Raw genomic sequence first — 24,225 nt, forward strand, 5'->3', positions numbered from 1 at the left:
ATGAGGCCGCATACATGTCAGCACCTGGCTACGCGAATTACCAGCCAAAGATTCTTCTTGCCCAAAGGGGGATGTCCATACATGTCGCAAAGTCTTTTCAGAGCAAAATAGACAGAACTATTGGCAGTTTAGCCCGGCAGTTGCGCAAACTGCTGAAATGTCGAGAGTCCACACGTAAATTGACCATTGCGGATCATGCTGACCAGTTCGATACCGGCAAGGGCAGATGCAGCTGAAAAGATCAGTAGAAAGATACTTCAATCCGGAGTCGCAAAAGATCACTGAAATGGTTTGGCCATTGTGAGGCTCATATTGCCGCTCGTCAGCTCAACGACCGTCTACCCCTGCTCTAACATGCCATTGGCCTCAGCTACCGCAATTGCGCCAAGCGTGGCGCGGTGTTTTTTGGAGAACCCGCTGTTCAAGTGATCGAGCTTGGCGAAAACTTTATCCTAGCGGCCATAGTGTTTCACCAGCCGATCAAGACTCCGCAAAGGCGTGTTTCAGATTGCTCCGAGCAGCGGAACAAAGTGCACCAGTCATGTTGACGGCTCCGACTCTGTTTCGAAGCGGGCTTTGATGGACACAGCAGAGTTTTGCAACTTGAGCGCGTGGTGGTCATTGGTTGAATATCATTAGTTACTGCATCTCAGACCGTTCGGCCCCTAGATTCCAGATTGACGAGTTAGTGAACGAACAGCAACGCAATCGATCCCACAAGGATCAAGCTCAGAGCCCAAACAATATCCAGGTTGAACCAACTTTTTGAGAGAAATCTCAGGCCCAGCCAATGGTAAACACCGAACGCAAGCAGACCGCCCGAGACTGTCATGGCCAAGGTGTGGGCCAAGGCGACTCCAATAGCGATTTTAGCATTGCCGGTCATCAGATTGGCAGCTGCCGCATGCCCTGCGTCCGTGGCGATCGTGCGACAAATACCAAGATAGATTGGAACCAACATCAAGCCCGCTCCGTGTGCCATTGCCGCTAAGAAAGACCAGAGCGCAAGCCGTGACGGGGGTACTCGCGCAAGAAGCCGTGGATGGCGGCGGTTAAACAACAAATAAACGCCCAATCCGATCACGAGGCAGGATGCGAAAATCTGAATTTCGCGCTGCCATTCGGCCAGAAAGAGCAGCGCGGTGAAGGGAAACAGTATTGCGCCCATCGCAACAAGATGCCCGGCTGCCAGAGCGATCAACGCCTTGAAAAGGCTGTTGCGTCTCTTGTCCATCAGCGCCGCAGACACTGCCAGGGGCCAACCCATGCCCGGATTGACCCCGTGATATATGCCAGAGGCGACAACAGCCCACCAAAGGGCTGTTGCCGTGTCTAATCCGTCCACGTGTCAGACAGACGGGTAGCAGAAGCTATCGGTCGAGCAGTCTCCGCCTTCCAAGCGGATCTGGTGGCTGCGATAGCCCTTTGGAAACTCGACATAGAAGTCTTTGTCCAGGTCCAGGCCACCGTTTTCCCCAACATTGGCCATAACCATTTGCCCACCCTCATCATCAGGGTAGAACTGATCATCCCACGTCGAATACAGCGAGTTGGTCCAATAAACCCGCTTGCCGTCCCGGCTGATCTCAACCATCTGGGGACCGTAAGAGAATCCTTTGCCGTTCGGATGTTTCGCCCCGCGCGCAATCCCGCCAAGCTCGACTTTTCCAGTCAGCTTGGGGTTCATCGGGTCGGACACATCATACTGATGCATTTCACCCTGCCCCCAGCAAGCGACGTACAGGTACTTGTCGTCCAGGCTCAGGTCAATGTCGGTGACCAATGGAGGTACGGCCTCAAATCCCTGCAACAGAGGTGGAAGGTTATCGGCCTTTTCTGGCCGCGGATCAATCGTGATCGTCTTTTTCGCCTCGAAGGTTCCGTCATCCTTCTGCCACCATGTGAAAATCGCACCCTGCAGGTTTGTGGTATCCACGACGACACCGCAGAAGCCATAGTCTTTTGCCGGATCATGGGCGGGCCGGATTTCCAAGGCCATCTGGTGGTTTTCACCCAGGTCAATGGTTTGGACATTTCGGCGCTCGCGCAGGTTCCAGAAATGGATTTTGTGGCCATATTTGTTGGACAGCAAATCCTCGGCCACAATCCCGTTCTCGAACTGTGGTGGCAGCCCCCATTCCGAACTAACCATGTAATCGCGCGGGAGGTTCCACCAGAAATCGTAGTGTTTGTCCTGCTCGCCTCGATCCATTTCGTAACGGCCGAGAATATCAAAGGTTTCGCAATCCATAATAAAGATGCCCGGCGGACCATCCGTGCCATCGGGACCGCCGCCACCAAGCGTTGAGACATAAATTCCTTCGGGGCCGCAGTGGATTGTGTGCGGACGCGAATAACCCGTTTTAGCGAAAACCTCTTCCGGTTCGATGATCTTGTGAATCTTCGCCTTCAGGGGTTCTTTCACGTCGATCACGTAGATGCGCGAGGATCGGATGCCCGGAACGATGAGATACCTCCGTTCCAAAAATGCGTGTCCAGTCAACGGCGAGAGTGCAGAAGAACAAGCGTTCCAGCCAAAATGATGAAATTCATCGCCCTTGTTGGGCATCATGAGCGTATGGACAATCTGGCCGTAGGTTTGCGATTTCGGGTCAACATCTACAACGGCCAAGCCATCAGGCTCAGAACCGTCCGGGCTGAGCATCAAAGTGAAAGCGAGCGTTTCCGCAGGCGCTTCCATAGCAAGTTTCGGAGTTGCGTGAAAAGTAGGGTCAGGTCTCAGGTTCATAACTGGCTCCTCCCAGGCCACAGGCACCAGAAATAAATCTGAGTTTGTTTGATGGCACCCGGAACTGAGACTGCCACATATTCAAGATTCGTAGAAATGGTTCATTTTTGTGTCCTGCGTGCGCCCTTGGAAGCGGCAAATCCAACAACCGCGTTGGGCTCGGTACAGACCTCGGAGCTGACACAGTATAGGCCCCTTACCCTGTTTCCACGATCTGGCCATCGGCCCATTCCAGACCTTCACCCGACCTTCAAGATACAGCCGTCGAAACCCCGCTTTTCAGACTCTCACCGATGGCGCAACACCTCAACGTCTGCGCGCTCACATATGCTGACTTTCCAGCCGAAGAAGTATCCAACCCACTGTAACGTATGAGATATTCGCCACACCTTCCATTCCAGATGACCAAATCTAGAAGGGTCTGTTAATCATTCCAAACCGAGTCATGCTCGCGCTGTGCAGAGGTCAGTCCGTTTTGGAAGAAGGCGTCGTAATACTCGTTTTCCACACGATGGGTCTGCAACCAAATTCCGGGCGCATGGACCGCTTCGCAGTGTGCGGGGAAACGATCATGGGTTTCGTAGATATAGGTACAGATGTCGCGCGCGCAGTCGATGATATCCTGCTCGTATTCGCCCGCCTCATCCAGATATTTGTTCCCAAAGTCGCCTTTGTAAATCCGCCCGAATAACTTTTCGTTCTTGTAGATGCCGTCGGGACCGAATTTTCCGGCGACAACTGCATCAACCGCCTCTGACATCGACGGATAATACGGTGGGCATTTCCCTTTGATCAAATGTTCGCCGTGATGGCGAAGACCTACCGCATGTGCTCGTACATGTTTCATCGCCGCAATTGGAAGAGTATGCCAGCGGAACAAGTCCATCAGCCGCCATTTCGGGGTCACATAATCAAATCCCATCATCGAACCATAGCGGTCGCTGAACTTTGGATCACCCATCAGAACCGGTGGAGAAATAGCGGCGTGAATCCAACCACCAAGGCCCATAGCCTCCGTTACAAGAAACAGGTTTTGTATCAAAAGGTCGGCCTCGATCTGGGTACGCATCTGGCCGAGAACACCGAGCGGAATCTTGATTTCAGGATTCAAGAAGCCCTTGTCTATCCACTTTTTGACACCCGCCGGTCGATAGAAATTTCGGTCGTCCACGATCACTGGCCGCGCTTTGTCTGGCTGAGTCAGGATATACATTAACGCGTTGATATATTGGTAGGAGAGGTCGACGACGGGAAAGAAAATCGTAGATCCGGGCGTGTTCGACAAAAACCGGTTTGAATCCAGATAGGCCGGAAAATCTCGCATGCCGGCAGGCACATCAATGCGACGGTCGAGGATCTGCACTTTCGATTGCTCGGCGCGATCGATGAGTATTTCGGGCGTCCAGTGCTCGATGCCGCCTTCAAGCGGGTCAAGGCGGCGCAGGAAATAAGTGCCGCTGTCGTTGATCATAAAAAACTGCGTGCCCTGAGCGTTGTCCGGGCTTCCCGCAGTACGGCCTTCCATCACCAGATTTGGCTTGGACATGATCGGATCGCCGCTTTCGTCATCAAAAAACGGTCGATCCGGCATGGTCAAACCGGTCGCGCCAGTCGCGGCAATCAGAATTGCCTCCTGCAGTGGTGACAAAGGGGACCGGTCGTTCCTGGAGTCCCAACTCAGCGAACCCGCAACCACATTTGAACCTCTGCTAACCCTCTTGGTACGACGGTTCCAAAGCGTACGTGCTAGCGGGGCTTCCAGGAAAGAACCCAGCCCGCTCTGGCCTTTGTCTTTTGGCATTTCTCAACCCTCCTGCACGGTTCGCCACGGTGCAAAGGCCGTAGCATTTTTTGGTAGCACCGGCGCAAATTCAGGGAAATGGCGCAGAATGAGTGATTTCATCCCGTTCCGTGCAATCCAGTCCATCCCAAGCTGCGTATAGATTTCCGGCCGAAAATCGGTGGTTAGGAAGCGATCGGACTGCAGGCGGCGCGATGCCATCAGGATGAAAACCCGAAATGCGGTATCTGAAAAGCCAAACCCATCTGGTGGTGTTTCACCCAAAAGGCCAATGACCGTATCAACCTTGTCGATGTCACCGTAGAGGTCTTTGAGAATTTGGTTTGTCTTCGGGCTGGCAGTCAGGTCATCCCACTCAGTCACGGGCGGCATGTGCAGGCCTTTGCGAAATTCATTGTATCGCGGCACGCGGCGTGCGCGGGTACGCACAATATCGACCACCGAGAGGTCGATCAGCTCATCAAATCGTTCGAGATTCTGCAGGGACTTTGGAAAATTATGGAGCGTGATCGCCCCGGGATGTGCAATACCTTGAGAATACAAACAATCGCGCAATCCCAGTTCGCGCAGTTGTTCATCCGTCTGTTCCCCCTGAATCTCAAGAAATCCGCGTCGTGCCTTCTCATTACCTGTTTTGTAGTCATAAAAGATGTAGTCATCAGGGATCAGAGGGTGCATTCGGTAGACCGTCGCGAACTCTTCGGTCAGCGCGTACCGTGCGGTGTGGTGATCCGGTTCGGTTTCAGGAATACCCTTTAGCGCGTGAACATCTGTCAACCAGATGCCCAACCGCGTCAGCCAGGATTTTGGCGGCCCGTACCAGTTGGTCTTCATGCCGATATCCAGCGCCTCGGTTCCCAATATGGCAGGGGTCCATTCGACCGTGTGAATCTTGGCAATCAGCGCGGACACGATCAAGCGCGCCGTCTGGTAGACGCGTTCCTCGCCCATCTGCGGATAAGCGCCTTGCAATTCATCGCACAGAACATTGTGTTCGCGCGCGAACAGCGTGTGCAGTGAAGACAGGCCAAGCCACCAGCTTTCGTTGAATCCCGTGAGCTCGAACCCGTGCACGTTCAGAGGCAGGTAGCCGTCCTTAGTAAGTTTGATCTTTGGGCCGTCCCGCAGTTTTTTGGCAGCATCGGAATTCACACCATAAACTTGCGATCCGTCCCACCAATGGGAGTTCTCGTTGGCAAAGAGGAAGGGGTCATCCGCGCCTTCCTTCGGTATATTGCCCGCGATGCGCATATTGCGTTCAGGTTCGCCATTGGGTCGGTTCTTCCAGTCAGGATAGCCGTCGGGGATCGGTACGATATCATCGTCTTCATCCAGTTTGCGACGTTCATGCGAAACCCAGTCGTGAACCTGGAACTGAATCCACGATGCCGCCAAGATGTTGAGGATTTTGGCAGGAATGAAAGCCTGACGATCCATCAATTTGCGCGCGACCTCAATCGGGTTTGGGCTGTCATCAGGCTGCACCTGCGGCGGCATATTCCGGCCGAAGGTGGCACCGGCGGCACCCATTCTGGGGTCAGACAGGTCATTATAGCTGCCGTCATGGGTGCGGTACGTATAGTGGCTTGGTTTCGGTTCCGGTGGCACCGCGCGTGCGCTGGGGACAACCTCTTCCGGGTCTGTGTCGATCAGACTTTTTTGCCTCAGATCATACCTGAGTGCGTCCAGATTTAGCAGTTGGACAAGCAAAAACGGAATGCGGTGCCACGGAATGCGCCGGTTCACTGCCCTCAGGATTGATCGAACTGCCGTGCCTAAGACGCGGTTCTGGATGGGCGGCGGCGGAGCCTTGAACCGTTTACCCTGCCTATGTGATGCGGATGCGTCATAGGCAGCTTTGCGTGCACGATTCAGATTGCCCAGTGGACGAAATTCTTCTGTCGTGTTCCAGGGGTTGAAGCCCATGCGCTCAATTTCCAGTGCCTCTGCCAATGCCTCGGGCGTTGTCAGATCGCGCTGTGGCAGGATCAGTTCGGCGACCTTTATCGGCGGGCTAACCAATTCATCCCATTCATGGGCCGCATCCTCGATCGGCGTTTGTTCTTCGGATACGAACCTTTGCACGAGCAGATCGAACCTAATCTCTCCGTGCGTTTGCCGCGCGGCGTATTCCGACGAGAGGCGAGAGGCGCCTGTAAATGCACCCTCGATAGCAGCAGCGTCCTTTGTTGGTTTGAACGTGTAGCGCACCGCTTCATTGCCCCAGGCAATCGCGCCCCGGCTCCAATAGCTTTCCAGTGCAACGCTTTCGCAAGTTCGTAGTGCCTCGCGCACATTGCCCAGCATCCGGCGTGTCTCAGAGAATCCCAAAACAAAGCACAGGCGTACAAGTCCGATCAACTTCGAAACCCGGCCACCAGACACAGCATGGGCAAATACCACAAATTGACGTGCATTTCGGGCGTGTGGCACAGGGAAATTGGTCGCGAGCAGATCATGATCTATACCTTCAGCTTCGCTGACACGTACTGCCAAGCCGCGTAAATCCTTGTCTTCATCAGATTGAGTTTGCGAAGATGCATTCGAAAACCGCACAGTCGCTGGATACCGCGCTTTGGGCTGTGCAAAGCCAACCTGTAAATCACTGGGCAGATCGTCACCAAACCGCAGCTCTGCGCCTTTGAAGGCGGCAATCGCTTTTTTGTGAAACGCCCGATCCACGCGGCGTGCGCCACCAGCCGCCATCGATTTCAACTGCGCGGCCATCATCATCTCGGCCAGCGCTTTGGTTTCCTTCAACTCCTCTTCAGGCGAGCCGCCCACATACTCCTCGCGCCATTTCTGCAGGGATTCCGAGCTGGCATCCATCGGGGGCCTCCTCTCTACAATCCAAATCGCGTGCGGATGCCGTTCCAAATCGCCGCCAGCACACCTTCGGGATGGGGCGAGTAGTTCGGCAAAGCCAAACGTGTAATTCGGGCATCAATGAGCGTTGGTTTCCCGCTGGCCAGAGCCGCGCCAAACGCCTGCTCGAATTCATCCAGCTTGTTGACAGTATATCCTTCCGCGCCACAGGCACGGGCGTATGCGGCATAGTCAGGGTTATCGAACTCAACCAACCCAGTCTTGTAGAAGGCTGATAGCTGATAGAGCTTGATCAGTTTGAATTCACGATCGTTAAAAATTACCCAAACGACTGGAATGTTGTATTGCACCGCAGTCATCAGCTCAAAACCGGTCATCAAGTAGGAACCGTCACCAACCGCAGCCACCACAGGCCGATGCATCTCTGCGTATTTTGCGCCGATTACACCGCAAACACCGATACCCATTGGGCCATAGGTGCCGGGTTTGCGGAAATTCTGCCCCTCCTTGAGTTCCAGATAGTAGCCAGCCCAAGCGGCATGTGCCCCCGCGTCGGCCAAGACAATTCCACCCGGCGGCAACAACTGAGAGATTTTTTGAACCATCTCACCCGGATGCAACTGCTTCTGGGGCGAGATGATAAAGCGTTCGTCATAATCTTTGGGTCGGTAGTCACGCTTTGGAACCGGGCCAACGACCGTATCCAGGCGATCATACAACCCCTGCAGAGCCTGTCGCGCATCGCCTAGTATAACGTGATCTGCTTTGTAGAACTTATCAAACTCGCCAGCATCAATGTTTATATGGATAAGAGTTTTTTCGTCGAACAAACCCTCGAAGAAATCAAAGGTTGCGTGCTGGGCAAAAGAATTGCCAACCGCCAATACCACGTCCGCCTCCGAGAAAAGATCCCAGGCCGCCTTATGCCCTGAATCGCAGTAGAGCCCGATTGCCAGAGGGTTTTCTTCAGCGACGACCCCTTTTCCATCCATCGTTGTTAGCAACGGGATCTGAAACCGCTCAATGAACGTCTTTGTAATACTGTTGGCACCAGAAAGGATTGCGCCAAAACCGGCCAACATGACCACGGTTTTTTCAGCCCTGATCGCCTCTTCCAATACGCTGGAAACCTTATCCAACACCTCATGTTTCGGCACAATACCTGTCTGAGGTTTTTGCAATGGTTTGAAGTTGGTTACTTCGATCTTGGGATCGGTGATGTCTTCGGCCACTGCGACATGCACGGGACCTGGCCGACCCTCGAACGCGATATCAATTGCCCTTTGGAGCGTATCGATTAAATCATCAGGGTCGGTCACCAAAAAGTCTGCGGGTTCGCCGGTGGCCGGATCTTTCTTGGTGGCAGCACGGAACATCATTCGGGAATCCGGCGTGCGCGCCAGACCGGATGTCTCGTTCAATCCACCGCGCCCCTGCCACGCTACCGTTGAATATCCGCTGATAGCCAGCAACGGGTAACTGTCGGTCAGCGCCACGCACATGCCCGAAATCAGATTGAACGCACCGGGGCCGGCTGTGGCGAAACATACTCCGAGCTTACCGCTGAACATGGCATGCCCACAGGCCATGAAGGATGCGCCCTGCTCATTCTTCGCGATAACCGGTCTGATTTTGTCCGAAGCGTCAAGCGCAAGCATAAGACCAGCGGCATTTTCGCCAGCCCCGCCATAGGCGGCGTCGACTCCAATAGATTCGAGTGCGGCAACCACCGCTTCATAAACGCGCATCTAATGCATTCCAATAAATGTCTCAACAATACTGTCTATATATATCAGAAATCGCCGATTTAAGAAACAGTTCGGGATCTGGCTCGCCTTTAAGTAGCAATTCGTCAGTAAACTGACCTGCAGGAAACTCCGTCAGACATCGGTACCGGAGCGCGAAAACGGCGGGCCAATATCCTGTTGTAGATTTTTTTGAAACAGGTCTGGGCTTTGTTCAACGACCTTGCGAACCACTTCAAGTGTCTTCGGAGGATTGGTCTTGTCGAAGCCGTCAGGGGTTCACCAATCGACGTCAATAACTCCGAGAAATGAAGCCGTTTGCCTGACGCATCTCCGTTTTCAGGGTCCACGGAAACAGCACCGGCATAGCATCTTGAGGGGTCGCGATAAGGTGATGAACTTTCCCGTGCACAAACCGGCATAGCATCCGTCAAACCAAGTGCGTTTCGGTAATAAGTGCCGGTCGGTTCAAGCTCTGCCGCGCGTAGGAAAGAATTACGTGCGGCCGATCAGTCTTCCAATTCGGATGCCCGTATAAATCCGATCGACGTTTGCACAAGCGCGCGCGTCTCGGGCTCATTATTGGTAAGCTCATTTTCCAGATAACACTTAAACGCAACCTTTACCTGAAGCGGAGCTGTTCAGGGTACGTTCGAAAAATCTGAGGATGCACGAACCTGCCGAAGTCTGAGAAAACCCGGTATTCCGTTTAGGAAATCGAGTTCGGGCAAGCTGAGAGAGAACAACAGAGACGCTTCGGGGTTCATTCGGATAATTCTACCGCTTGGATGGCCACCCAGCCTATCCTCAACTTCAATCCAGCCTGGTTCGTTCCCGATCCTGACGGCGAACGCCCTTGCTTATCCAGGATAAAACTCAATTCGTCACTTGATGCGTTCTCATTCGGTTCCGTAAAAACTCGGTTGGCGACCACGAATGCCTCATCAATAGATTGAAAAGGCTCTCTGAAAGAACGCGCGGTGCAAAGGTGGTGTCCAGCATTGGCATTGATATCGAATCTGATCATCTTCGAGAAGGGTCCCGCCCTGCAGGAAAACCAGAATCTGCAACTTGCGCATAAGGGCTGATGCACCCCTGGCTAATAGCATCCCATGAAACTCGTCCAGATCAGAAATCCGCCCGAGGAAAATATGCGCGACCACCCCAAGCCTGCCATAGGTTAGCTGATGCCAACTATCCAGTTTAAGCAGCGAGGAAAGCCGCTGTGCCGTTTCCTGCAATCTTGCCTGCCAGTCATCCTCGGCCGAGGATGAATCGATCAAAGTCGCGACGTATTCCGGCGGAACGATGTTCGCAGCAGGCCCAACGAATAAGAACAGAGCACCACAGGCGATGAACGCGCCTGCCGACTCTGATCGAACACCAATAGTTACGTCCTGCACAAGCGCCAAGGCGACTGCGGCGATGTGCGCTTGCGAAATCTTCTTCAGAGCGTTGCTCAAACGCATGTTCATTGGTTTCCTACACCTCCTGATTGCGCGAGAAGCGGATCAGCGCGAACACCGCTGTCTGCTGCGTTGTCGCCCCGTATTTCCAGGATAATGGGCGAGGTACTTTGTTCGCCAGAATCAGAGATTGTTTGCTGATAAACACGCACCGCACATTAGCGGACAAATTTGCCAAGTTTTTACCACTCGGCCTGTTCAAATCCCAAAAAGTTTGGCCTTGACCGCGCATCATCAAGCGCGCCTATGGCATCGCGATAAAACGCCCTGGACCACAGCCACATGGTTTTTCTTTCGTCCGCAGGAAGACCTGACTCTGAGATTTCCCGCACCTGAGGCCTAGCGCAAGTTCCTCTAGCAAACGTAGTTCGGCATTTCCACGAAACAGTTCGGCCTACCTGGTCTCTATTTGTGCCTGCTCGTAAAGGGCCTCGTGATACCCCGGCATACGCGGCGGTTGAGCATTAAAAAACTCAAAGTGACGTATTGGTACGACGACATAGGCCAAATGTAGGCCAGAATGATGTCACCACCGCTGACGCGGGCTCCTACCTCCAGCAGAACGCGCTCGAAGTTTGTTGCCTGTTCCCCACCGGGCACACCGACGCTAGCAACCCCTCCAAGGGCGAGCGCGGTCGCCTTTGATCGCGGGTCGTTCATCGGCTCGCCGCTGTTCAGATCAAACTCAACGCTTTGAACCAAGAGGTAACCAAGAAAGAAAGCGACCGCATTCTTGATCAGTGTCATCAAAAGCACAGCGAACCAGGCACAGACGCGACCGGGTTTTCGTTCGGTTTGCACTGGTTCGGGTCGCGTCTAATCCACTATTCCATGGGCGTACCAAATGAGAGCTTCTGGTTTTCAGAGCCTTCATTGTTTGAGTTTCTGGTGCCACTCTTAACCATTCGGATACAAAGCTTGCTTTCTTGAAGATAGGGGAAACCAATCGTGATGGGACCGAATCCTGAGATTTTCTGGTGATAAACCGGGACGGCGTGAGGGTGTGAAAAGCTCAAGATTTGCGGCACTTTAGGTGCGTAAAATGCCTGATCTTTTGCTTGCACGCCAAAGTTCAATACGGAGGCATCACTAGCGAACGGAATCACGAACGATGCCGAAAACTGCTTTCTGTGCTATGAGTTCCTTTAAGTATTTAGCAACGCAAGAGGCCGGACGTGTCAATCCGTCGAGTAGAACTGCGTTACTTTGCGATCGTTTTATTACCGATTTTCGTTTTCGGGATACATGAGCTTATCCAACACCATCTGATTGCAACGGATTTGGATGTGCCTGTCGAAATTCTGCGTGATGACAACTCGTGGTTGGAAGCGGTGGGTCGTTTTCGGTTCCTTGCCGCATCCTGGTTCTTTGCTGCACTTGCAATTCTCGCCGTGGCTCTGCTGGTTCGCAATCTTTGGCGTCCATTGTCGAAGGAAACGAGGATAGCCGCATCCATAACAACACTTGCGGTATTTGTGCTGGCGATTGCTCCGACGATTCAGCAATACACAGCGTCGACAACTCCACGGATCTATCATCAGGTTGGCAAGGCCGTTTTTGAAACCGCACTATCACGCGGCACGCTACCCGGATGCCTGCAAGCTGACGATTATTGGCTGTTGGGCCGTTGTGGCGATACTCCGGTGTTTTCAATGTTCAGAAAGGTGTTGGACATTATCAATGCTCTTGCGGGGCTTGCGGTTGGCGCACTGATTGTTGGTATGATCCTGTGCCTGGCCTCTGCTCCAACCAAGGAAATCGAAGAAACTGCAGAGGAACTGAGGAAAAACATGCATCAAATGCGGCAGCAGCTGTATCTGTCCAGCCTTATCCTGACATTTGGCATGTTTTTTGCATCCAGTTGGATGTATTGGCCTCTGCCCTTGATCAATGAAACGGGAAAAGCCGCCTATAGCTCACTGGTAACCGCATCGGCATTGTTTACCGGAACCTATTTTTGCTTGTTGATGCTGAGTTTCTATCTTCCAGTTGCTTTGATATTGGACGGTCGCATCAAAGATCTTGCCCGCAAGGCCCATCAGAGCGAAACGACAGAGGATGGATTTGATGTCGAAGACTGGAAGGCATCTCATGGATTGAAAGAAGGCATTGGAGAGGTGTTGCGCGCCGGCTTTGCACTTACCGCGCCCATCCTGGCATCCTTCGCCGGGGGTATCACACCACTTACAGTTTAGCTGCCATTTACCAAGCAAATTTGCCTTTAACTGAAATCACCTCAGTCTAATTTAACCTGCTTTACTGGTGCCGCGAACTTTGACGCTCCGGGGCGGTAAACTGCCAGTAATGGGGCCTCAACTTTTTATTTGCTCCCGATTCTGCTATGGTCCGCACAGATCGAAAAATTGTGGTTTGGTCTTTTTTTCTACGGGGAGCTATTCGATTAGCTACATTTCATCGCAAATATCGATGACTAAATTCAGATAAATGCTCTGAAGCGATCGGATGGCTTTGCAATTACGCGAGGTATCCCGAAGTGCTTTTTACTCTTGGCCATGGCCAAAAAAATGTTCTTTCGACAGACACAGCACCGGGTGCATTGTCCGGTCTGGCACCCGCGGCACGAACCGATGCGATAAATTATGGTCAGGCAACTGCCAAAGCTACAAGTACGGTACCCGCTGGTGCAGTGGGGATGTTCCAACGTGGTGCGACGCTTGGCGGTTCATTTGAGTCTTTGTTCCCAAATGCCCCCATCAGTACAACGGACGGCATCACGCTGACCAAACTTGATGCGCTGGATGATGCAATGCGGGAAGCCGCGAATGACCCGCCGCAGGCAGTCAATGCCAATCCGCCGGTTCATAGCGGTTTTGGTCAGGACATTGATCATGACATAAAGGCCGGTACAAGCCGGAAAGGCACGCAATTGATCATCGAGCCTCCGGCAGGCCAAACCCTTGATCCGCTTCCCAAGAGTGACGTTACAGCTCCGCTGCTAAATCTGCGCAAGGGATTACTCGGGCTGGACGGTCTTTTTAGCGATGGGCCTGGTGACGAGCAGGCAGCAACGAAATTAAAGGAAGCCCTTCGCTTACCTAGTTCTGCAGGTATGATGCGGTTTAGCGTGCCGACCGACTTGAGTGGTAGACCTTCCAGACCTGCGGACGATGCTGAAAGACTGAGCCGCTGGCACTACCAATGGTTGGTAATGGACATCTATCTGAACAAAGTATGTGGCTCGGCGATCGTCACCGATGTAGTCGCAAACGGCGCGGTTAATTACACATCCTTCTTGGATCGTGTGAAGGTCGGAAACGGAGGGTCTCTACCAGACGAAGATCTGCCAATGCCATTGGAGTTTTTGGTTGCGGCCATTCGCTTTGGTCATTCCTCGCTTCGCGGCGCATACGACCATAACCGCGCCTTCAGCCGTGTATCAGCGCCCATCATGCCGCGAGCGGGATTTGATTTGTTGTTCGGGTTCACTGGTGGCGGCCGCCCGGGAAACCACCCGGCCCTGCCGACAAACCGGGTCATCGAGTGGGATCGCTTTACGTTCGACACTCCAACGGAATCTAACCATGTGGCGCGGTATATCGATACACAGCTCGCTCCACCATTGTCGAACATGGCGAAAGAACCGGCTGGCGTCTTCAACCACCTCGCCCCTCACAATATGCGCCGTGGACATCGCCTGAACATTCCCTCCGCGCAGGCCTGCATTGATGGTTTCAACACCGAAAGTTATGGCGGCATCGCGCCTCTTACCGCAGCAGAATTGACGTCCGGAGAGACTGGTCAAGCGGTGGCAGATGGCGGGCTCGCGCAAGAAACGCCGTTATGGTTCTACATCCTGCGGGAAGCCGAGGTACAGGCGCAGGGGGCGCATCTGGGCCAATTGGGCAGCCGGATCGTAGACGGAACGCTGCTGCGTCTGACCAACTGCGATCAGACATCTTACTGGCATCAATCAGGATCCGACAATGGGCGGTGGCATCCTCAGGATGGCACGCAGCCAGATGGCATAGTTGTCGATGATATACCGGCGATGATCCGCGCCACACTCTGGATGTAGGAGCAACTGATGGTCGATGATACCCACCCAACACCGCTTCCGAGCGACGAACTCCGTAGAATGCTGTTTGATACGTCCATTCCGGATGAGGAACTGGCGGCCTACATGCTGCTCGACCCCGGCGAAAGTCGCCCTTTCGCGCCCAAGGTGCGGGTCAACCCAGCCCTCATTTTGCCGCCAACCGCGGATAGCGGCCTAAACAGCGCGCTACAAGGCGCCCTTGCCTTGGGTGGTTTGAACGACATCTCGCGGGCTCGGAGAAAGCAGGCCTATCAGGCGAAAATCGCTAGCGGTTGGTCTGGGCTGAAGATCGTATCAGAAGGGGATAGCTGGTTTCAGTATCCGTTCCTGTTACAAGATGTCATCGATCATCTTTCCAGAAAACACGCCATCCTAAGTCTCGGTGCGGCAGGAGACACATTGGACGATGTGTTCGCGCAGAATGAAGTCGTGACCGCCGCCCTTGCAGAGCGCCCGGATGTGGTGCTTCTGAGCGGCGGAGGCAACGATTTATTGGGTGGCGGCAACCTTGCCACCATCGTCCGGCCGTTCACACCCGGCCTGGATGCAGCGGGTCATATCACAACCGCTTTCGACGCCATCCTAGCCGAAGTTATCAGAAAGCTGCGCAACATTGCCGCCGGAGTTGCGGCGGCGGTACCGGGAACACCGGTTCTAACCCATACGTACGACCATGCGATCCCTGATAACGGTCGGTGGCTTGGTCGCCCGCTTCGATCCCGAGGTATCGAGGACAAAGGACTGCAGCGCGAGATCGTACACATTCTGATTGACCGATGGGCCGATGCCTTGGCCCGGCTCGCAAGCGAACCCGGATTGTCTGGCAAGCTTCATATCGTCAATTGCCGCAACACCATTCCGGATAACGGATGGGAGGATGAGCTTCATCCAGACTCAAAATCTTTTGGTAAAGCGGCACACAAATTCGAAGCCATAATCCAAAGCGTGACCGCTGGTTCACAACCGGCCCATGCGTTAGGCGCCATGGGCACCTTAAGAAGGCCGGAACCAGAGGAAACCGAACTTGCCGAAACAGTTTTGAACCTCGCCGATCGCTTCGATGAAACGATCTTGTTGTCCGAGATCGGTCGTCGGGCTTCTCTTGAACGCATCGGACCGGCTGGTGCGATGATGGGGATTGGACGTGACACGGCAGGTGTACCGGATTCAAGCCTGTCAGGGGGATATCCGACCTTAAAGCGCCTCGGTGCCCGAATTCTAAACCGTGCACATCGCGAATTGTACGGGCTATTATGCGGCTCTGACGACGCCGACAAAGCCGATCGCGAAACGTTGCGCGCCGCGTTCAACATTGGTCAAGGCGCACTGGCAGCAGCGATTGCGGGATTGCTTGTAAGTGGCCCGCTCGGCCTTACGGCTTTTGTGGCTGCACCCGTCGCCGCAATCATCGTTAGGCGCTTTCTTGCACCCAGTTGGGCTGAGACCTGTACCCTGTGGGCAGAGAAACTGGATGATAGTGGGACAGCACACGCAAGCCTCAACATCGCGCAACGGGGAATTCAGGCGGTCAAAAAGAACCCTGACCGGTTCTGCGTCTCGTTCAAGAAAAACCCGGAACCCGGCGAAATCGAAACACTTGCCGGATCGAAGGCGGCCTTGTTGAACAGTGCAAAATGGCCGTTCAATTCCGTTATCAGAATTCGGTTCCTGGAAGGTTCAAGCCATCTGAAAGAACGTGTCGAGCACTATGCCCGACAGTGGGTTGCACAGGACATGGCAGCATTGACGTTCGATTTTGTGGAAGACGGTGATGCGGAAATCCGGGTGGCTTTTCAACAAGGTGCCGGTTCATGGTCGTTGCTGGGAACAGAGTGCCTGAACGAACCAGACCAAACCAAACCAACAATGAATTTTGGATGGTTGACCGAACAATCCAGCGAAGAGGACATTCGCGAGGTTGTGCTGCACGAGTTTGGCCATGCACTGGGATTGATTCACGAGCACCAGAATCCCGACGGCGGGATCGAATGGAACGATGAGGCGGTAAAAGCCGATCTGTCGGGCGCACCAAACTTCTGGGATGAAGACACCATTAAACGCAACGTGTTGAATCATTATGACCCCGGTACGCTGATGTTGACGGAAATCGATCCAAAATCGATCATGATGTATCCGATCCCGAACAAATGGACGATTGGCGAATTCGAAACGGGTTTCAATACAGATTTCAGCCCGGCAGATCGCGAACTCATTCGTCGCGCGTACCCCCCGATCTAAGGACCTGAGGAACGATGGCGCAAAATGACATGGCATTGGTCGTCGCGATAAGGCGATATCCAAGCTTTGGCGGTAATGCCTCATCTGGTTCCCAGGACCTTCATGGCCCGGTCAATGACGCGGAAGAGTTCATAAAATGGCTGAAGGCTCCGGGTGGGGGTGACGTGCCCGACGCAAATATTTTTTCCGTGACATCAGACGAGTTTCCAGATGGCGGCCCAATTGGTCCGGTCGAAGCGCACTTGACCGACGAGCTTGACGCTTTGATAGATCTCGCGAAAAAGCCACCCAAAAAACGGCGGCTCTATATTTACGTCAGCGGTCACGGCTATGGCAGGAGACGGACCGAAGGCGGGCTTTATCTTGCAGACGCGGCCCCAGACAATCTGACAAACCTCTTTGTCACCGATTACTTCAATTGGTTCTTGGATGCAGCGCATTTCAAAGAATGCATTCTGTTTTGCGACGCATGTATGGATCAGGGCAGGCTCGCCTCTCCGGCACCTGTTCATTGGAGACGCGAGATTCGCCCGAATGGTCAGAACACGAAGGCAATCGGGGCCTATGCGGCGCGGTTCGCGGGGCGCGCTGTCGAACGCACAATGGCAAACGGGCAGGCACATGGCGCTTTTTCATATGCCCTGAAGTTAGCGCTTGCCGGTGCAGCCGCCGTTGTTGATGGCCACGGCAATCGTGTCATCACAAGCGAAAGTCTGCGAGACTATCTGATCGCCACCATGCAGAAACTTATGACAGACGCTCAACGCCAGCACCCGCTGGTTTCCACCGAACCCGACTTCGGTCCGTTCGACACTGTCACTCTTGTTGAAAACCCTCCTGTATTTCAGGGAAATGTAAGTGTCTTCGTTCCAGCCCAGGTGTCGAATGCCACGCTTTCGCTGGAAAACGCAGTCTTCAACGATCTTGGTCAGGTGAACGCTGTGTCGGGGCGCGTCGAACTAAAGCTCACGCCTGGATATTATGTGCTTTCTGAAAATGGCGGCTGGGAAGGTGCGTTCGAATACACTGGTGCAGAAACCCAGATAGAGCTCAGGCAATAGGTGGTTGATGATGCCAAAACTGACGGTACGTGCTGAAGACGAAACTACCGAGATTTTTGTGGTTGCAGCAGATTTCGCGTTATGTGCACGCGGTGCCAGGCATCTGGAGCAGGACCTCACACCCGGCATCTACAAAGTCCGAGCCGTGTCAGGTCGGCGCGAGTGGCAACGTGTAGTCGTGTTGCGTGACAACACCGAAATCCGCGTTCCGAAGATCGAGTTCGGATCCGCGGCTCCGCTTGCCAGCACAAACCGCACCCATGAATCGCATATGGCTGCAGTAGAACAGGCGGTCCCACCTGCGCAGACCGAAGGTCCTGCAGCGCCAGCCGGCGCGATGCATCTGGGTCGCGGTCCTCAACCGACACATGATGGGTCTTTCGTCTTTATGGCACGATGGTGGACGCCGTGGCGGGACATTGGACCCAAGAACCTTGAAAACCCGGCAAAAGGGGCAACTCTTGGAACTGGCGGTGGTGTGCGTTTGCTGTCCCTCGACCAGTCCGGCGAAGTCGGAAACCAGACCAGACCAACGGATGCAGGGCCACATATCGCTCCGGAGGCGACCTGGTTCTCAGGCGACCTTTCACAAGACAGGTTCTCGGGCGTCTCCTTGCATGCCGAACCTGGAACTTACACGCTGGGCTTATCTGATGGCGACGGAAAGACGGAGCAAACAGTTACGATACTGCCTGGTTGGAGAACACATGTTTTTGCCCTTTACGAACCGCCGGTGGATGACACGACAGAAATAGAAAAAGGAGCAAAAAAACGGTTGGTCGATGTTTCTATCCACATCACGCGTGGAAGCCTGTCTATGTATGATGAAAGTGCAAGACTGACGGACGCAGCAAGATTTGCACTGGCTGACGAAAGATCGACTGCAACGAGCGAGCTGCTGAAATTCGTAAGCGGAAAATTCCAAAACCCGATGTTGGGTCTTTACGGTGCTCATCTGCTGTTGCTTTTGAAGGAAAAACGTAGTGCAGCGAGCATCGCGCGACCGGTGGATTTCGATGAAGCCCTGTTTCAAGAAGTGTTAGAAAACACCGAAAGGATCTTTGGCGATCAGCATCCCGATATCGTGGCACTACGTGGGGTTAACGCAGACACAAAGCCTTTGCGTTTTCCACCCATGCTTTCGCGCAGCTGGTCGAAGCTGCTCGCAGAATCCGCCCAAGAATCCAACCTGGTCCCTCCAAGCCTATGGCGGCGAACAGTACTTAGGTCACAATCGCAACCGTTTTTTGTCTGGCGAACACCGCAATATGGTGGAGACCGCATCATGCACCGTGAAATTGAACTCGTCCGCTCCATTTTAGATGCGGCTGCAGAACGCGAGCGGTATGATGAAGCTGCAAAGGGATTGCGGAGTCGCAACGCAGATCCCGCGGTTCGTGACCAGTTTATTCTAGAATGCACTAAACGGTTTGAGGCCCCACGCTCGGTGATCAACATGATCCTTTAGCAACCAATATGGCCATTCGTGTCCTGATGAGGACAGCTAATGCCGTAGCTTCATCCCCTTACACGTTCCGTCCCAAATCTAGCCAATAGCGTGTGCACCGAAATTCACCTGTTCAGGTCAGAGCCCTCTTTTCCACCAGATACCGTCGATCTCGCGTTGCAGTGGCGCGCCACGTTCCGGTGATCGCAAAACAATTCTCAGCACTCAATCCCCCTTTGAACCCATTCGGCCCACCCTTGAAAAAACGGGCGATTACCTTGCATTCACACCAAGGCGATACCAATCGGGCGAGACCGATCGGTCCGGTCGCATCTCCAAGCGCGGTCTTTCTGACGCGGCTTTGGCGAGATAAAACTGAGTTTGCCTGGACAAAGGAGGCCTTGCCACATGATTTGAAACACAGAATTCCGCAAACCGTGGAAACTGGTCCTGTCGGGACGGAGGCAGGATGACATCGTGATGCAAAGTCGATGCGCCGTACAAGGCGACTTCGCAGCGGACTTTTGGAAGGCATCCGGTCACCGACTCCGTTGAGGGGCGGCTCGCTCGACTCCGGAGAGAACCATTAGTCCGATGCGACTTAAGTCCAACCTTGAAATCAAAGCCGTAGACAGAGAGCTTAGGAACGTCACCACGATTAAAAACTGCTGACCCGTTCTATGAGCCAGTACATCGACACCGAACCGATGCCATAGGCTGTAACCAGTGTTGCCATTTGACTGACAGGAAGCGCAATAAGTCGCCAGACCATGACCAGAACAGCCAATGCTCCGACAAAACTCAGTTGTCCGGCCTCGACACCAAGGTTGAATGCAAGCAAAGCTGCTGGAATATCGTCAGGGGGAAGTCCTATCTCAGCCAAAGCGCCTGCAAAACCAAGACCATGCAAAAGCCCAAACCCGAAACAAACGATCCAGGGTTTGTGTTCTGAAAGCCGGAACCGATCTTCGCTGCCCTTGACGATCTCCATCGCCAGAAAAACGATGGAAAGCGCAATGACAGCCTCGACCGGCGGGCCGGGAACACTCAAAACGCCCAACGTTGCTAGTGCCAGTGTAATCGAATGGGCAAGCGTGAACGCCGTTACGGCTCCCACAAGCCTCCAGGGCTCGCGAACCAGAATAAACAGCGCGAAAACGAACAGAAGATGATCCCAACCTTCCAGTATGTGTTCAAAGCCCAACTGGAAATACGCGATGAAAACAGACCATGTGGTCTGTTCGGAAGGTATAATCTGGATGGCTTCATCTGGGGTGAAACGAAGCGTTGCAGGCTCAGCCTGCAGGGAATGCAAACGGACCAATACATCGTTCTTTTGAGCCTCCAGACCTTCAATCGCAATGTATTGACCCGCGATATCCGCGCGGCACTCGACAACCCAGGAAGAAACCCACGCTCGGCCATCGGAAATTGGGTCAAGGCCGCGCGCGGGTGTACAGCCATCCGGTAACACCGCGTCAATAGCCATCGGTTGACCATTCACATCGGGTTTTCGCCAATGAACGCCCCAGGTGTCCGAAGTGATTTGCCGAATTTCCAGGTATCCCGGATCAAGCGCATGTGCAGCGGCGTTACCCGCGGACCAAGCAAACAGCAGAGCACACAACAAGCAGCGCATGAATTTCATTTGGCTTGACTTGCAAGATCGGGTGCTATGATCTCATAGTTATCGGCAAGAGCCTTGTATTGCGCCCGTGCCAAATCTTCGCTCATTGCGCGACGCCAATCCCGCAGCACCTCATCGTGTACCTCCGGCAAGGGAGGTATCCGGCTTGGTTCCACGGCCAACACTTGCACCAGATGGACCCCGTAACCTGACTGGACCGGCCCCATCCACTGACCTTCTTCAAGATTGGCGAGACCCTCGGAGAACCCAGTTCCAAAGACCGAGTCGACAATCCGTGTCGCGGTCAGGGGCATTGATGCGGGCAGCAGTGTCGGACTTTCCAAGCCGAAAATCTCTTGTTCCGCGCGCAGGGCGGTCAGTGCCCTTTCAATTTCGGCCGCACTTGGCTTCTCACCAAGAAAAACCTGAGTGAACGCAACCTTATTGGGTGTCGCGTAGCGGTCCGGGTTTTGTTGTAGGAAAGCCTTCAGATCTTCGTCTTCTGGAACAACTGACGTGGCGATAGATTCAGTCAGAAAATCCATCTTTTGACTCAACCGCGACCTGATCACGCTATCTCCGCGATCCAGACCAAGCTTTCTCGCTTCCCTGACCAGAACCTCTTCGCGAATGGAGGCATCGACCAAAGCCTGTAGCTCGGCATCGCTTGGCTGACGTTTCCACCTGGCTTCGAATTGTGCAGCAAGCAGCGCGGCATCGCTTGCTCTTATCGCTATCGTCTCTGGATCTGCGACGGTGTCGTTATCCGGAGAAATAATGTGGAACCAAGTGAATATGGCAGCTCCTATCAAGAAGAAATGGAACAGAGGTTCTTTCACTATTCGCATGAGGGCTCCTGCGTGAAACGCGATCCGGATTTAAGTATTGATGCTGGCATCAGCCAGCTTAAATTTGCAAGGAATTGTAACTCAGGGTGTTTCGCACGTCTGTGGAGAGTGCCGAGGCAAAGGTCCTCACCTCGGTCTCCAAATCCCTACGAAGAGAGGGTCACTCTGCCGGGGTGTACCAAATCGGAGAGGAATACGCGCGTTCCTGATGCGTAAGCACCGCATCTTCTGGCAGCTCGGCACCAAACCTCAGTTTGTCGTACAGAACCCAACGTGGGGTCGGAATTTCGAGCGCACGCACATAATAAAATGCCCGCGCATTTGGATCGAAACTAGGATCAGACCAAACGGTGACCAGTTCGGCGGTTCCGATTGTGTTGGTCCAGCTGGCGGTTTCCAGATCCACGGTGTTTCCAACAGCAGGGATCTTGCCGGTTTGATCAGCAACACGGTCGTCCGACCAGGCGACGTCATAGACCTTTTCCTGCAAAGCACCTTCGGAATCGAGCCATCCCTTTATCACCTGCACGCGATCCAGGTTGGCACCAACCGGGTCGCGCAGTGCAGCGATCAGGAATGAGGGTGCACCGTCGCCCTCGCGAGGACGCATGTCGGAACCCATTGGAACGCCCTTCGTGTAACCAACATTTGCAAGGAAGCGGGTTTCAACATCAGCGTCATTGAAATCCCATCCACCAAAGAACCGCAGACCAATCCGTGGTCCCGTGGTTGCGTAGGTTTCGCGCCGCTTGAACGCATCGAAAATCGCGGCACGTGTATTTTCCGTCGCCCATACGGCCGTGTAACCAGACGCGACAAGAAGGTCGCCAGGAATTTCGCCTAGATCATTGGCGATGAAAGGATGCTTGATCCTTGTGGCCGAAGGTTCAACACTTACGGATTTTCCAAAGAAGTTGTCTTCCTCGGCCGTCGCCAGAGACGTATGGCTGTCCGTCGCGCCGCCCATGCCGAACTTGTAAGGGTTCACACCGAATTTTTCTTCCAGCACCAAGCCGCGCTTCAATGCCTCTCTGGCGTATTCGCCAGCCAGCATGTCCTCGGTTTTGAGTTCAGTGATATCGAGGTTGCCAACGTCCCAGTTTTCGTAATCCGCGAATTCATCATCGGGGCTAAGGTAGGGGTGCGCTTCGCCGTCGCCCTTGATCTGTGTGACCTCATAGTGGGGCTCCCATTTCGCACGGGCCGCGACGTAATCCTCGTCTACCTTACCGCCGTGATACGTGTCTTCGGTTGGGAACATCCAACCGTTGGACAGGTTGCCGTTATGAGCAAACGCAACTGCGCGTCCGCCAGTTTTCTCCTGATACTCTTCAAGCCAGGCATAAAGCGCCTTTGGATCGGTATCACCGTAGGGAGGTTGCGTGACCGGAGGTACCATTTGAAGCGCCCTGATCGGCCCATCGCGCAGCATTACGTTCCGGTGCAAGTTGAAACCTTTCGGTACCGAGGTCCACTCAAAGCCGATAAAAGCGGTAAAATTGCCGGGGTCGTTGTGCCGTTCTGCCGCTAGAACAATGTTCTCCCACGTAAAGGCAAAGGCATCGGCACCCGGACTGTAAGATTCAAGAAGAACTTCCGGCAGAGTCATTTGCGAGAAGTTGGTAATAATGTCGAATGCGGTCTTACCTGCCTCTTCTCCGCCCGCTTTGTAACCTTCGTACCACTCCAAACCTTTTGGGTCGGCAAGAACACCGGGTTTGCCTGCCTGCAGGTCCGGGGCAAAACCCATCAAGTCAGTATGGTCGGTGAGAACCATCCAATCCAAAGGCCGGGCCAGCCTGACCGGCTGTCCAGTCGAAGAAACGACCTGCTCGCCCTTAGCGAAACGCCAGGCGTCATCGGGCAGCAGGGTGTTCCCAAACGCACCCGCGTCCAGTGAAAGTCCTGTGTGAAGGTGGGTATCCCCCCAAAGCGGGCGTTCAGGAAAGGATCGGTTGGCATAGGGAGAGTAAGGTTGGTCCGAGAACAAGCCCTCAGCAGCCTCTTCACTTGGGACAGCGTCGGCGAAGGCATCCATCGGCGCCAATCCCAGTGCGATAAAGCTTAGCAACATACGAAGCATTGTGACCTCCCAAATCAACTTATGCCTAGTGTTGTCGATGAATTGCATCGCAACAACCTAATATTCGTATTTATCTATATCATGATGCGTTTTCTCATTGGGAAAATTCTTGGCGCATGGTTCTGTTGTAGTGGCGCAAGAAGCAATTCAGGCCTAAAAGCCTTATCCTATCATTGCTCTATAGGCGCTAGGCTCAGGACCCATTGATTTCCGTATAGCGGCGTGATTCACGGTTCGAAAACGAGCGGTGAACATGTCTGATCTTTTCTGGCTTACA

General features: G+C 53.7%; 15 protein-coding genes and 2 pseudogenes. 5 read left to right on the plus strand and 12 right to left on the minus strand.

What is annotated here, in order from left to right:
- Window positions 1-128 precede the first annotated feature (128 nt).
- The 9 genes and pseudogenes from ACR1XY_RS22675 to ACR1XY_RS22715 form a co-directional block, all read right to left on the minus strand.
- A pseudogene (locus tag ACR1XY_RS22675) lies at window positions 129-236 on the minus strand (IS6 family transposase); the annotation flags it as partial.
- 449 nt (window positions 237-685) lie between these two features.
- The gene (locus ACR1XY_RS22680; RefSeq protein ID WP_480596750.1) at window positions 686-1,345 is read right to left on the minus strand and encodes a hypothetical protein; all 660 of its coding nucleotides are present in this window, start codon (window positions 1,343-1,345) and stop codon (window positions 686-688) included.
- Window positions 1,346-1,348: 3 nt separating this feature from the next.
- Entirely contained in the window at window positions 1,349-2,749 is a 1,401-nt protein-coding gene (locus tag ACR1XY_RS22685; protein ID WP_480596754.1) for a selenium-binding protein SBP56-related protein, read from the minus strand.
- Between the two features lie 424 nt (window positions 2,750-3,173).
- Window positions 3,174-4,340 (minus strand): hypothetical protein, encoded by a 1,167-nt coding sequence (locus ACR1XY_RS22690; protein ID WP_480596757.1) that lies wholly within the window; start codon window positions 4,338-4,340, stop codon window positions 3,174-3,176.
- 213 nt (window positions 4,341-4,553) lie between these two features.
- Window positions 4,554-7,379, minus strand: a complete 2,826-nt coding sequence (locus tag ACR1XY_RS22695) for a peroxidase family protein (protein ID WP_480596759.1) — start codon at window positions 7,377-7,379, stop codon at window positions 4,554-4,556.
- Between the two features lie 14 nt (window positions 7,380-7,393).
- On the minus strand, window positions 7,394-8,608 hold the full coding sequence (locus tag ACR1XY_RS22700; protein ID WP_480596788.1) for a thiamine pyrophosphate-binding protein: 1,215 nt from the start codon (window positions 8,606-8,608) through the stop codon (window positions 7,394-7,396).
- A gap of 192 nt (window positions 8,609-8,800) precedes the next feature.
- Window positions 8,801-9,124, minus strand: a pseudogene (locus ACR1XY_RS22705) (thiamine pyrophosphate-binding protein); the annotation flags it as partial.
- A 941-nt stretch (window positions 9,125-10,065) separates the two neighbouring features.
- Window positions 10,066-10,590 carry a hypothetical protein gene (locus ACR1XY_RS22710; RefSeq protein WP_480596761.1) on the minus strand — a complete coding sequence of 175 codons (525 nt, stop codon included), beginning with the start codon at window positions 10,588-10,590 and terminating at the stop codon, window positions 10,066-10,068.
- 402 nt (window positions 10,591-10,992) lie between these two features.
- A complete protein-coding gene (locus ACR1XY_RS22715) occupies window positions 10,993-11,334 on the minus strand; it encodes a hypothetical protein (RefSeq protein ID WP_480596763.1) in 342 nt (113 codons plus the stop codon).
- 428 nt (window positions 11,335-11,762) lie between these two features.
- Here ACR1XY_RS22715 and ACR1XY_RS22720 point away from each other — a divergent pair, with 428 nt between their 5' ends.
- The 5 genes from ACR1XY_RS22720 (at window position 11,763) to ACR1XY_RS22740 (ending at window position 19,411) form a co-directional block, all read left to right on the plus strand.
- A complete protein-coding gene (locus tag ACR1XY_RS22720) occupies window positions 11,763-12,782 on the plus strand; it encodes a hypothetical protein (protein WP_480596765.1) in 1,020 nt (339 codons plus the stop codon).
- Window positions 12,783-13,240: 458 nt separating this feature from the next.
- Complete coding sequence (locus ACR1XY_RS22725) at window positions 13,241-14,623, plus strand: peroxidase family protein (RefSeq protein WP_480596768.1); 1,383 nt, start codon at window positions 13,241-13,243, stop codon at window positions 14,621-14,623.
- A 9-nt stretch (window positions 14,624-14,632) separates the two neighbouring features.
- Entirely contained in the window at window positions 14,633-16,882 is a 2,250-nt protein-coding gene (locus ACR1XY_RS22730) for a GDSL-type esterase/lipase family protein (protein WP_480596772.1), read from the plus strand.
- A 14-nt stretch (window positions 16,883-16,896) separates the two neighbouring features.
- A complete protein-coding gene (locus ACR1XY_RS22735; RefSeq protein ID WP_480596776.1) occupies window positions 16,897-17,943 on the plus strand; it encodes a caspase family protein in 1,047 nt (348 codons plus the stop codon).
- A 10-nt stretch (window positions 17,944-17,953) separates the two neighbouring features.
- The gene (locus ACR1XY_RS22740) at window positions 17,954-19,411 is read left to right on the plus strand and encodes a hypothetical protein (RefSeq protein WP_480596778.1); all 1,458 of its coding nucleotides are present in this window, start codon (window positions 17,954-17,956) and stop codon (window positions 19,409-19,411) included.
- 637 nt (window positions 19,412-20,048) lie between these two features.
- Here the strand turns inward: ACR1XY_RS22740 and ACR1XY_RS22745 are convergent.
- The 3 genes from ACR1XY_RS22745 to ACR1XY_RS22755 form a co-directional block, all read right to left on the minus strand.
- A complete protein-coding gene (locus ACR1XY_RS22745) occupies window positions 20,049-21,038 on the minus strand; it encodes a HupE/UreJ family protein (protein ID WP_480596780.1) in 990 nt (329 codons plus the stop codon).
- Entirely contained in the window at window positions 21,035-21,856 is an 822-nt protein-coding gene (locus tag ACR1XY_RS22750) for a peptidyl-prolyl cis-trans isomerase (protein ID WP_480596783.1), read from the minus strand. Before ACR1XY_RS22750 ends, ACR1XY_RS22745 begins: the two co-directional genes overlap by 4 nt.
- 169 nt (window positions 21,857-22,025) lie before the next feature.
- Window positions 22,026-23,948, minus strand: a complete 1,923-nt coding sequence (locus tag ACR1XY_RS22755) for a DUF3604 domain-containing protein (protein ID WP_480596786.1) — start codon at window positions 23,946-23,948, stop codon at window positions 22,026-22,028.
- Window positions 23,949-24,225 lie beyond the last annotated feature (277 nt).

The organism is Ruegeria sp. AD11(2025) (assembly GCF_056542405.1).

Coding starts and splice junctions, on each gene's coding strand:
- ACR1XY_RS22745 (WP_480596780.1), bottom strand. CDS start 21,038: ATGAAATTCATGCGCTGCTTGTTGTGTGCTCTGCTGTTTGCTTGGTCC.
- ACR1XY_RS22690 (WP_480596757.1), bottom strand. CDS start 4,340: ATGCCGGATCGACCGTTTTTTGATGACGAAAGCGGCGATCCGATCATG.
- ACR1XY_RS22715 (WP_480596763.1), bottom strand. CDS start 11,334: ATGACACTGATCAAGAATGCGGTCGCTTTCTTTCTTGGTTACCTCTTG.
- ACR1XY_RS22710 (WP_480596761.1), bottom strand. CDS start 10,590: ATGCGTTTGAGCAACGCTCTGAAGAAGATTTCGCAAGCGCACATCGCC.
- ACR1XY_RS22740 (WP_480596778.1), top strand. CDS start 17,954: ATGCCAAAACTGACGGTACGTGCTGAAGACGAAACTACCGAGATTTTT.
- ACR1XY_RS22730 (WP_480596772.1), top strand. CDS start 14,633: ATGGTCGATGATACCCACCCAACACCGCTTCCGAGCGACGAACTCCGT.
- ACR1XY_RS22735 (WP_480596776.1), top strand. CDS start 16,897: ATGGCGCAAAATGACATGGCATTGGTCGTCGCGATAAGGCGATATCCA.
- ACR1XY_RS22725 (WP_480596768.1), top strand. CDS start 13,241: ATGTTCCAACGTGGTGCGACGCTTGGCGGTTCATTTGAGTCTTTGTTC.
- ACR1XY_RS22755 (WP_480596786.1), bottom strand. CDS start 23,948: ATGCTTCGTATGTTGCTAAGCTTTATCGCACTGGGATTGGCGCCGATG.
- ACR1XY_RS22695 (WP_480596759.1), bottom strand. CDS start 7,379: ATGGATGCCAGCTCGGAATCCCTGCAGAAATGGCGCGAGGAGTATGTG.
- ACR1XY_RS22685 (WP_480596754.1), bottom strand. CDS start 2,749: ATGAACCTGAGACCTGACCCTACTTTTCACGCAACTCCGAAACTTGCT.